The organism is Pseudomonas spartinae (assembly GCF_965197125.1).
In the GTDB taxonomy this organism is placed as follows: domain Bacteria; phylum Pseudomonadota; class Gammaproteobacteria; order Pseudomonadales; family Pseudomonadaceae; genus Aquipseudomonas; species Aquipseudomonas composti_A.
In genome coordinates this window covers 207314-221751 of record NZ_CBDAMB010000005.1, presented here as the reverse complement: position 1 = coordinate 221751, position 14438 = coordinate 207314, and the positions used below count along the sequence as shown (strand labels likewise).

The following is a 14438-nucleotide window of genomic DNA, read 5'->3' as shown; positions in this document are numbered from 1 at the left end:
ACTACCTGACCACCTGGAAAGGGCTCTCGCTGCTGCGGTCGTAATCCACCAGTTGGCCGTAGTCGAGGCGGTAGATACGATCGGCCACGTCGAAGTAGCGGTCATCGTGACTGATGGCGATGACTGTCTTGCCGGCGGCCTGCAATTCGGGCAGCAGCTCGTGGTAGAAGACGTGGCGGAACACCGGATCCTGATCCGCCGCCCACTCGTCGAGCAGCAGCACCTCGCGGCCCTCCATCATCAGCAACAGCAGGGCCAGGCGCTTGCGCTGCCCCTGGGACAGCGCCGTGGTGGACAAACGCCCGTCGACGAACCGCACCTTGTGCGCCAGCCCCAGGCGTTGCAGGTAATGATCGACCCGCTCCTCCAGCCCATCGAGCTGGCCGTTCTCACCGAGTACATCGGCGAACAGGTAGAAGTCGGCAAAGATCGCCGCGAAATGCTCGCGGTGCCACTCGCCGTGCGCAGCATCCAGCGTCACGCCATTGAGCGAGACCGTCCCCGCGCTGGGCAGGTAGAGTCCGGTCAGCAGCTTGGCCAGGGTCGACTTGCCACTGCCATTGCCGCCGACGATGAAGATCAGTTCGCCACGGCGTACGTGCAGGTCAATGGGCCCCAGCTGGAAGGCGAATTCGTCGCTCTGCCCGGGGTAGCGGTATTGCACGTTGCTCAAGCGCAACTCACGAAAAGGCTCGGCGGCCTTGGGCGGCAAGGTGAAGTGCACCGTCTCGCCCAGGGCCAGGTCATCGATGGCCTGCAGCGCCACATGGCCGCGAATTACCGCCGGGACGGCATCGAGAATCATCGAGATCGGCGTACGCAGAAACATGATCGCCAGCACGTAGCCCACCACCACCTGCTGGCTCAACAGCCCGAAGCCCTGACCGAGGAAGAACAGTGTACCGATCAGCACGAACACCAGCAGCGAGGTCCAGTTCAGGTTGATCGCCCACAGGGTATCGGCGCGTACAGAGGCCTGCAGCGAAGCCTTCGCGATCGGCTCCAGGCGCTGGTTGTACAGCAGTTGCCGACGCTCGCGGCTCAAGGCCAGTTCGCAGCGGCCGCTGATGGTCGCCTCGAACTGCTCGGTCAAGCGGTCGTCCTGCTGCCGCACCTGCTGCATCAGGCGCTTGACCTTGCGCCCAAGCAGCACGTCGAGCGCTACACCGAAGGCGATCACCGCCAGGGTCAGGGCGAAGAACGGCAGGCTCAGCCAGGCCATGTAAGCCAGGCCTGCCAGCAGCAGCAGGCCGTTGTACAGGGAGATCGGCAATTGTTTAAAGGCCGTGGCCACGGTGGTCACGTCCTTGGTCAGGGCGTTGTAGATGCGCGGGCTGCCCAGTCGCTCGATGCGCTCCAGCGCAGTGCCGAGCACCTTGCCGACCAGACGCAGGCGCAACTGATAGACCAGGCGATGGCCAATCTGCACCAGCAGCCACTGGGCCAGGGTACCGCTGACGAACAGCAGCAACAGCAGGCCGGCGAACAGCGCCAGCGCCTGGCTCAGGTCATCCAGCCCCTGCTCCAGGCTGCGGTTGATATAGCCGATCAGACCGATGCTGCACGCCGCACTCAAGGCACTGCACAGCACCGCCAGGAAAATGCGCCAGCGCGCGTCAATCAGCAGCTCCTTCAATAACATCATCAGTCAGGCACCCTCTCGGCTTGGTGTTGCGGCGCAGTGCTTGGCGCCAGCAAGGACAACAGTTCTGCACTCAGACGCGGCTCGGCAAGGATCGCATGATGGCCGACATCCAGGCTCCGATAATGCAGCGCCTTGCGTGTGTGCGCCTGCCAGGCGGCGCGCAGGTCGCCGTGGGCATTGCTGCGCCACAGCCAGATGGGCACGTCGACCACCGGTAAGGCCTGTTCGTACAGGCGCGTCTTGATCGTCCGGTAGCGCACCATCGCGGCCTGCAACTCGGCCTCAGCGCCCTCCCACTGCAGATGCTCGCGCACTTCGGCGTCGGCCAGCAGGCGGGCCACGCCCTCGGCATAATCGCAATCGACCAGTTGCCGGGCCAGACGCTCGCGCAAGGTATCGCCAAGCGGCCGCGCACGGCTGCCACACAGGAACACCAGGTCGGCGAGCAACTGCCCACTCTCGTCGCCATCGCCAGCCAGGCTGCGCTGCGCATCATGGTCCACCACCGCCAGGGCCTGGACGTTGAAGCCTGCGGCCTGCAGATGCGCCGTCAACAGCAGCGCCAGGCGCGACGCCAGGCACCAGCCGAGCAGCACCAGCGGCCGCTGCTTGAGCGACTCGGGAATGCTCTGCACATAGCGCTGCAGCAGCGCGTTCAGATCCTTGCTTTGCCAACCCTCGTCAAATGCCGTCAAGCCATAAGCGGCCTGGCTTTCGCCCAGGTGTTTCAGCAACGGTCGGTAGTCTTTCAGGTGGCCTTCCGCGCCATGCACCAGGAGCAAGGCAGGCGCATCACCGGCCACCTCGTTCAGCACCTGCCAGCCCTCGCCACTCGCGCCCTGATCGAGGCTCTGCACCAGTTCGCGCACGGTCTGCCGCTCGAACAGCAGATTGGTTGGCGGGTTGAGCCCCAGTTGCTCGCGAATCAGCGCCACCACCTTGATCGCCGCCAGGGAATGCCCGCCCATGGCGAAGAAGTTGTCGGTCACGCCGAGATCCTCGACACCCAGCACGCGGCACCAGATTTCCAGTACCTCGCTCTCCAGCTCGCCGACCGGGGCCACCCGCGCGCCCTGCATGCGCTGCCGGGCACGCTCCAATAGCGTCTGGCGATCGAGCTTGCCATTGCTGTTCAGCGGCAGGGCTTTCAACGCGAAGATGCCGGCGGGCAGCATGTAGTCCGGCAGTTGCCGGGCCAGGTCGTCGCGCAACAGGTTGGTTGCCCGGCTCTGCCCCTCCTCCTCCACGATGAAGGCCAGCAGGCGCTCGCCATCGAGCAGCACCGCTGCCTGCTGCACGCCCGGCAGGCCACGCAAGGCCTGTTCGACCTCCGCCAGTTCCAGACGGAAACCGCGAATCTTCACCTGCTGATCGTTGCGCCCCAGGATGCGCAAGGCGCCATCGGCCTGGCGCAAGGCCAGGTCACCGGTGCGATACAGGCGCGTGCCGGACAGCGGATCGCGGCCGAATGCCGAGCTGCCGACATTGCCCAGGTAGCCACGGCCGACACTGGCCCCGGCCACGCACAACTCGCCCGCCTGCCCGCAGGGCACCGGGCGCTGTCGTTCGTCGAGCAGGTAAATGCGGTTGTTGCCAAGCACCTGGTTCAAGGCCGTGCCGCTCGCCCCCTGTCCGCTGTCGATGGCGCGCCAGAGCACGCCTACCGTGGTTTCGCTCGGCCCGTAGTGGTTGTACAGGCGGCAGCCAGCTCCTGCCTGTGCCAGGCGCGCCAGCAGGCTCTCACCCACCGCTTCGCCGCCAAGCACCAGCACCTTACGGGGCAGCACACCTTCCAGCGGATGCTCGCCGATCAATGCCTCAAGGTGCGACGGAACGATCTTCAGCACATCCAGCGGATGCTCGCGCAGCGCCTCGGCGAAGGCCTGCGCATCGGTGACGCTGGCCTGGCTCAGCAGGTGCACGCAGCCGCCCTGCAACCACGCCGGGTACAGCACGGTGTTGCCCAGGTCGGCGAGCAGCGACGACACCAGCCCGTAGTGCGCGCCGGCCGGCAAATCCAGGGCATGGGTTATCTGACTCGCATAATGGCGTAGCTGCCCCTGCTCGATCTGCACGCCCTTGGGCTTGCCACTGGTGCCCGAGGTGTAGAGCACATAAGCCAGGTGCTGCGGCGCGCTGACCACGGGCGCAGCGAGTGGTGCAGCGCTGCTGGCCTTAGACCAGATCAGGCTGGGCACCTCGCAGGCCAGGCTCGACTCCTCCAGATGCAGCACAAGCGCTGGCTTGGCATCGTCGAGAATGCTGGCCAGGCGTAGCGGCGGCAACGCCGGATCCAGCGGCAGGTAGGCCGCGCCGGCCTTGAAGCAGGCGAGCATGGCCACCAGCATCTGCGCGCCGCGCGGCAGCAGCAGCGCCACCACCTGATCTGGGCCAACGCCAGCCTGCTGCAGGCTGCCGGCCACCCGCTCGCTCAGCTCGTCCAGCTCCGCGTAAGACAGCACCTGCCGACCATCGCACAGCGCCGGGCTGTGCGGCTGGTTGCGCGCATGGGCACGGAAGCGCTCGACGATATCCACGTCCACTGGCAGCTCCCCGACAGTTGCCGCCGGTTGCGCCTCCTCCGCCAGCAAGGCGTCCAGGCTGTCCAGCGGCGCTTGCGGCGCCTGCAGCAGTTGCCCGATCCAATGCACGTAGCGGCGCAGCAGGAGTTGCATCTGCTCACGGCGATACAGCCCGCTGTCGTACACCAGCGCCAACTGGCCCTGGCCGGATTCATCCAGCAACCATTGCAGTTGCAGCTCCACCGGCGTGTCGAAGGACAAGGCCTGTAGCCCTTGCACCTCACTGACCTGCTGCACGCGCAAGCCGGCCTGATAGCTGGCGCGCCACTCCGGCAGCAGCTCGGCCTGGCCGAGGTACTCCTGCCAGAGCACGGCGTTTTCCAATTGCCGGGCCTGTTGCCGGGCCAGGCTGACCCAGCTGGTGTGCTCGGACAGATGCACCTGCATGGGCAGGGTCTGCTCGAACAGCCCGTAGGCGCCCTGCAGTTGCTCATAGTCGTCACGCGGGTCGTGCTGCAGGCCCAGTTGCGCATGGCGCTGACCGTTCAGGCGGCCGAGCAAGGCACCCCAGGCTGCCAGGGCGAGCGGCTCGACGGCCAGCGCTTCGCCCTCGGCCAGTGCCTGCACGGCACCGCACAAAGCAGGTTCGAGCGCCTGCTGCACGCAGCCACGGGCACCGCTGGCCATGCCATAGCGTTCGATCAGACGCAGCCCCGGCACCTCCTGCAGGGCCAGGTTGCGCCAGAACTGCATGCCCTGCTCGGCGTCCTCGTCCAGTTGCAGGCCGGCGATCCACTCGGCGTAATCGCTGTACTGCATCGGCTCGGCCTGCAATGCCGCGCCCTGTCCCAGCAGCTCAAGGCGCAGTTGCTCGAGGCTGCGCAGATCCAGCGAGTAGGCCGGCAGTGCCAGCCATAGCTGCTCGTCGCGCCACCAGGCCAGCAGATCGGGTTGCTGCGCCTGGCACTGGGCCTGGGCCTCGCGCTGCCAGGCCGCCGCATCGACACCGGCATCCGCCTGGCGCCAATCCAGGCGCAATTCGCCGGGCTCGGCTACGCGCTGGCGCAGGCCAGTGGCGCCGAGCGGGCGCTGGTAGCGCAGGCGCAGCGCCTCATGGCTGTTCAGCAGATCACGCAGACATTGTTCGACCCGCTCCGGGGCAACGCCGGCGAGCGCCATGCGCACCCAGCGATACGCCTGCGGGTTGGCCTCGGCCAGTTGCTTCTGGGCCGGGGAAAGCGGCAGACCAAGATCCATCATGGTGTCATCTCCAAAGTGTTTTCCTCGGCCATGGCCGGTGCGGCCGCCACCTGATCGCGGCGATAGATATCGCCCATGGCGACGACGATGCGCCGCTCGCCCTCGAAGGGGTCGCGGGCATGGGCAGCCAGCATGTTGTCGAGCATCACCACATCGCCGCGCTGCCAGTCGAAACGCACCGCGCAGCGCTCGTAGGCAGCGCTGATCGCCTCGATGGCGGCCTCTTCCAGCTCGCTGCCATCGCCATAGAACACCTGCCGGGGCAGCACGCTGTCGCGCCCCTTGAGGAACTGCTCACGGATATCGGCATCGAGAAACGCCGGATGGTAGAGCTGGATCTGGTTGAAGAAGCTGGCATCGCCAGTCAGCGGATGCAGGATCACCGCGGGGCATACCTGGCGCGTGTGCAATTCGTTGGCGCCGCGCCACTCGAAATCGATGCCGCCCTCGCGGCAGATGCGCTCGGCCTCGGCACGCTCCTCGGTCTGGAAGAAGTGCTGCCAGCTGACATCCAGGCTGGCGCTGAAATTGCGCACGTACATCAATTGCTTGCGGCGCAGCTTGTTCTGCAGCCAGGCAGGCAGTTCGCGGTACACCTCACGGCTGTCGACTATGGGCGTGGCGCCGCCGCTGGCAGCCGGCGTCTCGCAATAGAACCACTGCCGACGCGGCCAGCGATGCTGGTGGGCGCTCTCGTTGTGGAACAGGATCATGCGGTCTTTCGGATAGGGCGTGGACTTGTAGATCTTGTTGCCGCCCTCCTTCTTCGGCAGATCGCCGTACTGGCCGTACAACTCCGGGCACAGCGCCTGGCAGAACTGCTCGAAGTCCGCCGGGGTCGGCAGATCGAAGCCGCGAAAGAGAATCCCACCGTGTTCGCGCAGCCAACCTTCCACTTTCTCGCGATTGGCTTCGGCCCACACCGCTGGCGCCAGTTCGCGATCGCGCAACTGCACCAGCAGCGGGAAGCTGGAGTCCGCGCGCAGTGGCCGGGTTTCGATCGGTGTGGCAGCGGCAGCCGGACCGCTCTGGCGCATCTTGCCGAGTTTGCTCATCTTGCGTTGCAGCGGATTGTCCGTAGCGGTGGACATGGCAGCGGCTCCCTTGGAAGGCAGAGGTAAGGCGTCGATAGGGCTGTCTGGCGCACCCAGCGCAGCGTCGAGCAGCGCCAGGAAGTTGTCGCGCAAACGCTCGATGGTGGCCGTGCGGAACAGGCTGGTGCGGTACACCCAGCGCAGGCTGAGGGCATCGCCGTCGGCACTGGCGAACAGCGCCATATCGAACTTGGAATGGTGTTGTTCACCCGTCAGCGGCGTCACCTCGAGGTCGCCGAGGCGGCGTGGCTGACGCGGCGTGTTGTCGAGAACGAAGAGCGTCTGCAGCAACGGATGCTGGTTGGCCACGCGCGGCAGATCGAGACCTTCGACCACCTGCTCGAACGGCGTGTCCTGCCAGGCGAAGGCATCCAGGCAGACATCGCGCACCAGTGCCGCCTGCTCACGGAAGCTCAGCTCCGGCTGCACGCGGATGCGCAACGCCAGCAGGTTGACGAAGAAGCCGATCAGCGCCTCGGTGGCCGGGTGTTCGCGGTTGGCCACGTCGGTGCCGATGACCAGATCGCGGCCCTGGGTTTCGCGTTGCAGCACGGTGGCATACACGGTCAGCAACAGCATGAACAGAGAAACCCCGCTGTCGCGCTGCAAGACCTCGAGACGCGCCAGCGTTGCCGCCGGCAACTGGAAGTCCAGGGCCGCTCCTGCACTGGCGTCAGCCTCGGCGCGCGGGAAGTCGAACGGCAATGGCACCTGGCTTGGGATGCCGGCCAGGGTGCGTTGCCAGAACTGCTGACCCTGGCGCTGACGAGCCCGCAGCGCGGGCGAAGCCTGCCACGCGGCATAGTCGACGTACTGGATTTCCAGTTCCTGCTCGACCGGCGCCTGACCCTGGCTATAAGCCTCGTAGCCCTCGACCAGCTCACCGATCAACACCGAACCGGACCAGCCGTCGGAGGCGATATGGTGCAACACCAGTTGCAGCACATGCTCCTGCTCACCCAGGCGATACAGCACCGCACGCAGAGACGCCTCGCTGCTTAGCTCGAACGGCCGCGTGGCCAGCTCATGGGCTGCCTGCGTCCACTGTGCTTCGCTGACGCTCACCTGCTGCAACGTCAGCGTCGACTGCTCATGGATACGCTGGCGCGCCTCGCCCTGCTGCTGGTGGTAGGTGGTGCGCAGGATCGCATGGCGACGCACCACGCGCTGCAAGGCACGCTGCAGCGCCTCGACATCGAGCTGGCCACGCAGACGCACGTTGTTGCTCATATTGAAGCTGCTGTCATCCGGCTGCAGTTGCTGCATCAGCCAGACCCGTTGCTGCGCAGGCGATAGCGGCTGATCGAATTGCTGATCAACCTGCGCGATGTGCAGGCCAGCCGGGTCGATGGCGGCGGCCTGGGTCTCCAGGCGCGCCGCCAGTTCCGTCAGCAAGGGCGTCTCGAACAGCCAGCGCAGCGGCACCTCGAAGCCCTGCTCGCGCAACCGCGAACGCACCTGCGCAGCCATCAGCGAATGCCCGCCAAGCTGGAAGAAGTGCCCATCGAGCGGCACCGCATCGAGCTGCAACACCTGCCCCCAGATCTCGCTCAGCAGCGTCTCGCTGGCGCTCATCGGCCGCTGTGCGCTGCTTGCCGTGCGAGGCGCGTCACTCATCTGCGGCAACTGCTTGCGATCCACCTTGCCGTTGCTGTTGAGCGGCAATGCGTCCAGCGCTTGCAGATGGGTCGGCAGCATATACACCGGCAGGCGCTCCTGCAGATGCTCGCGCAGCGCGTCTGCGCTCGGCTCGGCACCAGCCTGCGCGACCCAGAACGCGGCCAGGTGCTCGCCCTGCACCGCCACCACCGCCTGGGCGACATCGGGATGAGCGAGCAACGCCGCCTCGATCTCGCCCAGTTCGATACGGAAGCCGCGCAGCTTGATCTGATCGTCGCTGCGGCCCAGGTAATACAACTGGCCGTCGGCCTGCCAACGCGCCAGATCACCGGTGCGGTACAGGCGCCCGCCTGTGCCGAACGGGTCGGCGATAAAACGCTCGGCGCTCAGCGCCGGCTGCTCGGCATAACCACGGGCCAGCCCGTCTCCGGCGATATACAACTCGCCGACACGACCCGGCGGGACTTCGCAGAGGAACTCGTCGAGCACATGGCAGCGCGTGTTTAGCAGCGGCCTGCCAATCGGCACCACCGGCTGAGTCAGCTCAGTCACTGGCGTTTGGGTCGACCAGACACTGGTTTCGGTCGGCCCGTAGACGTTGATCAGGCAGCCCACGACTTGGCGCAGCTCGCCGGCCATTTCCGCCGCCAGCGCCTCGCCACCGGCCAAAGCGACACGCCCGGCCAGCACCTGGCGATCGCCCTGCAGCAGCATGGCCCAGGTCGCTGGGGTGGCCTGGATCAGCTCCACCTCACGCTCACGGATCAGTTGTGCCAGCAGCAGCGGATCCTGGCGTTGCTCGTCATCGGCCAGTACCACGCTGCCACCGCGTACCAGCGGCAGGCACAGCTCCAGGCCGCTGATATCGAAGGTCACGGTGGTCAGCGCCAGGTAGCGCTGCACGCCGTCCAGCGGCAAGGCGCGCTCCATCGCCAGAAGGAAGTTGGCGAAGTTGCCCCGGCTGACCTGCACGCCCTTGGGCTGCCCGGTGGAACCGGAGGTGTAGAGGGTGTAGGCCAGTTGCTGCAGGTGCCTCGGCAGCGCCGGTGCATGGGCCGGCTGCGCCGACAAGGCCAGATCCTGCCAGCGCTGACAACGCAGCGTGGCCGGAAAATGCTCATCCTCACGTTCGCACAGCAACAGGTGCGGCCGTGCCCGCTGCAGGATAGCCGCCTGCCGCGCAGGCGGATGGCTGGGGTCGAGCGGCAGGTACTGTGCCCCGGCCTTCTGGATGCCCAGCAGGCAGACCAGCAGGCGCTCGTCGCGCGGCAGGCAGAAGGCAACAGTCGATTCCGCCGTTACACCCTGGCTCAGCAACCAGTGGGCAAGCTGGTTGGCCTGCGTCTGCAACTGCCCGTAGTTCAGTTGCCGGTCGCGGCAGAACAGCGCAGTGCGCTCAGGATGCAAGGCGGCCTGCAGCTCGAAGCGGGTCACGAAATCTGCCTCGACATCCAACTCGGCAGCATCGCCAGCACGCGACAGACGCTGGACCGACGCCAAGGGCAAGTCCAGCAGCGGCCGCTGCAGATCCAGATGCGCCAGGCTGGCCAGCACGCCCAGGTAGTCGTCCACCAGGCACTGGATGCGTGCCGGGTCGAACAGCGCGGTGGCGTATTCGACTATCAGTTGGCTACTGGCCTCATCGCCACGGCCCTGGCTGAACAGGTTGAAGGTGAGGTCGAACTTGGCGCTGACCGCGCCCTGCGGCAGCGCCAGGGGCGCGACCGTGACGCCAGGCAGGTGCAGGTTGCGCTCGCCGAGGTGATCCACCTGATAGTTGAACAGGGTCTGGAACAAGGGCGTGCGGTCAAGGCTGCGTTCGACCTGGAGCACCTCGAGCAGGCGCTCGAAGGGCAGTTGCTCGTGGGCCCTGTCATCGGCCAGGCGCTGGCCAAGGCGCTGCAGGAAATGCTCCAGGCTTTCCCGCTCTTCAAGCTGCACGCGGTAGGCCAGAGTGTTGACGAACAGGCCGACCAGCGCCTGGCTGTCTGCCGCTTCGCGCCCGGACACCGGCAGGCCGATGGCGAAATCGCGGCGCCCGGAATGTTTCCACAGCAGCAGTTGCTGCGCGGCGAAATACAGCACGAAGGGGGTCACCCCAAGCTGCCTGGCGCGGGCCGCGAGTGCCGAGGTCAGCTCGCCCGGCAATGGAAACTGCTCACGGGCGCCGGCATAGGCTTGCAGTGCCGGGCGCGGGCTTTCACTGAGGGTCAGCGGCTCATCGCTCAAGCCCTGCAGGCGCTGCTGCCAGTAATCCAGCAGTGCCTGGCCGGCATCCCCTTCCAGCGTCTGGCGCTGCGCTTCGATCACCTGCAGCAGGCCACGTCTAGGAGTGGACTGACGGCCTTCGTAGAGAGCCGCCAGATCCTGCACCAGCAGCCCCATGGACCAGCCGTCCACGGCGATATGGTGGGCGTTGAACAGCAGGCGGTAGTCGTCTTCCGCGAGCTGGAACAGGTCGATGGCCACCAGCGGCCCCTGGGCCAAGTCGAAGACCCGCTGCGCTGCCTGGGCAATCGCCGCCTCGCGCGCTTCTGCCGGCGATGCGCGCAGATCGTGCAGGGCGAAGCTGGGCTCGGGCGCCGTGTCCAGGCGCTGACGCACCTGCCCGTTGTCCTCGAAGAAGCGGCAACGCAGGGCTTCGTGCCGTTCGATCAGGCTCAAGCAGGCGCTGCGCAGGCGTGGCACATCCAGCTCGCCGTGCAAGGCCAGCAGTTGCGTGACGTTGTAGGCGGTGGCTTCGGGTTCGAGCTGCTGCATAAACCACAGCCGCTCCTGGGCATGAGACAGGCGCGCCACGGCGCTGACCTGTGCTGGCGGCGCCGCTGCGGGTTCAGGCGCAGGCTCCAGCGCGGCCGCCAGTTGCCGTGGCGTGGGGTTTTCCAGCAACTGGCGCGGCATCAGGCGCAGATCGGCCTGACGCAGCCGGGCGATCAGTTGCAGGCTGAGAATCGAATCGCCGCCAGCGGCGAAGAAGTCGTCGTCCAGCCCCAGTTGCGGCTGGCCGAGCAATTCACGGAAGGCCGACAGGATACTGGCCAGGCGCGGCTGCGCGCGGCAGTCGGCATTCGCCGCCATGGCTGCCAGCGTCGACTGCTGCAGCACATCGCGCGGTTGCAGTTTGAGCCCCTGGCGAGCGGCCAAGCCGATCAGTTGCAGGCTGAGAATCGAGTCGCCACCGAGGGCGAAGAAGTCGTCCTGACGACTGACCGCGGCGCAGCCCAGCACCTGACTCCAGAGCGCAGCCAGCACTTGCTCGCTGGCACTCTGCGGTGCCTGCCCGCTCTCATCCACGACCACGTTCGCTTCAGGCTCGGGCAAGGCACGGCGATCCAGCTTGCCGTTGGCGGTCAGTGGCAGAGCGTCCAGGCTCGACCAGTAGGCCGGTTGCAGCGGTTCGGGCAGTTGCGCCCTGGCCTGCGCCTGGAGGGCGTTCAGTTCATCTTGGGTAAGGCGCGGCGCGACATAGGCCACCAGTTGCAGACGGCCCTGAATCTCGCGCGCCAGCACGGCAGCTTCGCGCACCAGCGATTGTTGGCTCAGCCAGGCGCTGACCTCGCCGGGTTCGACGCGGAAACCGCGAATCTTCACCTGGTCGTCCTGGCGCCCGAGGAACGACAAGCGCCCATGGTGATCCAGGCGTACCCGATCCCCGCTGCGGTAGAAACGCCGACCTTCGCCGTTATCAATAAAGGCGGCGGCAGTGGCTTCGGGTTGGCCGAGATAGCCCTGGGCGACCTGCGGGCCGCCGATCAGCAGCTCGCCGGCCACGCCGCGCGGCACCGGCTGGCCCGCCGCATCGACGATACGCAGCTCGGCACCGGCCAATGGCTGGCCCAGCGGCAGGTAAGCGCCCTGCCCGGCCTCCGTCACCTCACCACAGACCACGCCGACGGTGGTTTCCGACGGGCCATAGTGGTTGAACACGCGCAGCTCCGGCGCCAGTTCGCGGATGCGGGCGAACAGCGCCGCATCGAAGCCTTCACCGCCGAGAATCAGCAGTTGCCGAGGCAATACGCGCTGGGCAGCATCCAGCGCCAGCAGGCCGCGCAGGTGCGAGGGGGCGATCTTCAGGCAGTCGACGGGATGCTGCGCCAGGAAGTCGGCCCAGCCCGGTGGATCGAAGGCCAGCGCGGCCTCCGGCAGGATCAGCGGATCACCTGAGTGCAAGGCGGCGAATACGCAGGTCAGGCCGAGGTCGGCGGCCACCGTGGCCAGGGTCGCCCAACAGCTGCCGGCACTGGCCTGCAAACGCTGGCTGACGGCGGCGGCGTAGTGCGCCAGGTTGGCATGGCTGACCAGCACGCCCTTGGGCTGGCCGGTAGAGCCCGAGGTGTAGATCAGGTAGGCGGCCTGCTCGGGCTGGCTAAGGCTGGCCACCGGCTGCTGCGGGGCGGGCGCGGCAAGGTCGGCGGCGCTCAGTTGCAGGCGCGCCACTGCGGCGTTCAGCGCCGGCGCCTCGGCCAGGGTCAGTAGCAGGCTCGCCGCGCTGCTTGCAAGCAGTTGCTCAAGACGCTGCGCGGGCTGTGCCGGATCGAGAAACAGGCAAGTCGCGCCACGCTGCCAGCAGGCCAGCATCGCCAGCACCTGCTTGGCGCTGCGCGGCATGCACAGGGCCACCACCTGGCCGGGCTCGACACCCTGCTCGGCCAGGCGCAGCGCCAGGGCCTGCACGGCATTGCCCAGCTCGCCATAGGCCAGCGTCTGCCGGGCCTCGCACAGGGCGGGCGCTTGTGGCGTACGCGCGGCCCATTGCTGCACCTGGCGGTCCAGCGGCTCGGGGCTGGCGTTCAGCGCGGGGCCCTGCAGTTCGCTGCGCGGTGACGCCAGGCGCAACGCCGACAGACGCCGTTCGGGATTGCTTGATGCGTCCTGCAGGATGGCCTGCAGATCGTCGAGCAGTTGCTCGATGGTGGCGGCCTCGAACAGCTCGTCGCTGTATTCCAGCTCGCAGCGCAGGCGCTGGTCGGCGCAACGCAGCAGGCGCAAGGTAAGGTCGAACCGGGCATGGCGCTGCGGCGGGTCGAGCACCTCGACGCTCACGCCTGGCAAGCTCAGGGTGCGGCTTTCCGGCAGCTCAACCTGCACGAACATGGCCTGGAACAACGGGCTGGAGCGCGGCCGGTCGAGGGCTTCGAGCACCTTTTCGAAAGGCAGGGTCTGCTGGTCGAAGGCGGCTGCCACACTGTCGCGGGTGCGCAGCAGAGCACTGCGAAAGTCCGGGTCATCCTCCAGGCGTTGACGCAACACCAGAGTGTTGAGCAGCGGCCCAATCAACGGCGCCAGCTCGGGGCGATCGCGTTGTGCCACCGAGGTGCCCAGGCACAGGTCGCGTTCGCCGCTGTAGCGCGCCAGCAGGCAGGCGAAGGCCGTCAGGCCGAAGATATACAGGGTCACGCCCTGCTCACGAATCGCCTTATCGACCTGCGCCGACAAGGTAGCCGGCAGCTCACGCACTCGCACTGCACCACTGTGGCGGCGCTGGTTGGTCGGCGGCTGCGGGTGGTCGTATGGCAGAGCCAACGGGCCAGGCGCATCGGCCAACTGGTTGCGCCAGTAATCGAGCTGCTGGCGGCAGGCGTCGCTGGCTAACCATTCGTGCTCCCAGGCTGCGTAGTCGGCGTACTGGATGCTGAGCGATGGCTGCTGAGCGGGTTCGCCCAGGCTCAGCGCGCGGTAGCCCTCGGCCAGTTCGCGGGTCAGTTGCTGGGCCGACCAAGCGTCGTAGGCAACGTGGTGGATGGTGAAGAACAGCCAGGTGCTGCCCTGCTCAGCATCGCTGAACGCGCGCCAGCGCCAGGGCATCTCGCGGCTCAGGTCGAAGGGCTCGGCCAGTTGCCGAGCGTACTCGTCGGCGCACGATTGCTGCGGGTCAGCGATAGCTTCTGGCGGCAACGGCTCGACCGCTGGTAGGCCCGCCGTCCAGGGCTCGCAATGCGCCTGCAAGCGGCCATGGGCATCGGCCAGATAGCGGGTGCGCAGGATGGCGTGGCGCTCCACCAGTTGCTGCATGGCCTGCTGCAGGCACGCCAGATCCAGCCGACCATCGAAGCGCAGCACCGAGCAGAGGTTGTACAGCGCGCGGCTGCTCAGGGCCTCAGCGGAGAGAAAACGCAGTTGCGCATGGGCCAGCGGCACCGCGGCCCCCTCCCCGCCAGTGGCCGGGACGATAGGCAGGCGCCAGCTATCGATGCCCTTCTCGGCCAGGCGCTGACGGAACAGTTGCTTCTTGTCCGCTGGCAGCGAGGCCAGGCGCTGGGCGATCTCGACAAAGGCCTGTTGGTTGGTCGCATTCAT

Annotated in this window: 3 protein-coding genes; all 3 read right to left on the bottom strand. The window is 67.0% G+C overall.

Going from position 1 to position 14438, the window contains the following annotated elements:
- Position 1: 1 nt before the first annotated feature.
- Genes ACN8M7_RS13700 through ACN8M7_RS13690 form a run of 3 tightly spaced genes read right to left on the bottom strand, consistent with a single transcriptional unit; the run spans position 2 to position 14438 of the window.
- The gene (locus ACN8M7_RS13700) at positions 2–1645 is read right to left on the bottom strand and encodes a cyclic peptide export ABC transporter (RefSeq protein ID WP_490261113.1); all 1644 of its coding nucleotides are present in this window, start codon (positions 1643–1645) and stop codon (positions 2–4) included.
- A complete protein-coding gene (locus tag ACN8M7_RS13695; protein WP_490261112.1) occupies positions 1645–5427 on the bottom strand; it encodes a non-ribosomal peptide synthetase in 3783 nt (1260 codons plus the stop codon). Before ACN8M7_RS13695 ends, ACN8M7_RS13700 begins: the two co-directional genes overlap by 1 nt.
- Positions 5424–14438, bottom strand: a complete 9015-nt coding sequence (locus tag ACN8M7_RS13690; protein WP_490261111.1) for an amino acid adenylation domain-containing protein — start codon at positions 14436–14438, stop codon at positions 5424–5426. The genes ACN8M7_RS13695 and ACN8M7_RS13690 overlap by 4 nt, the downstream gene beginning before the upstream one ends.

Bases quoted from the DNA above. Each gene is read 5' to 3' on its own strand.
- ACN8M7_RS13700 (WP_490261113.1), bottom strand. From the start codon at position 1,645: ATGATGTTATTGAAGGAGCTGCTGATTGACGCGCGCTGGCGCATTTTC.
- ACN8M7_RS13695 (WP_490261112.1), bottom strand. From the start codon at position 5,427: ATGATGGATCTTGGTCTGCCGCTTTCCCCGGCCCAGAAGCAACTGGCC.
- ACN8M7_RS13690 (WP_490261111.1), bottom strand. From the start codon at position 14,438: ATGAATGCGACCAACCAACAGGCCTTTGTCGAGATCGCCCAGCGCCTG.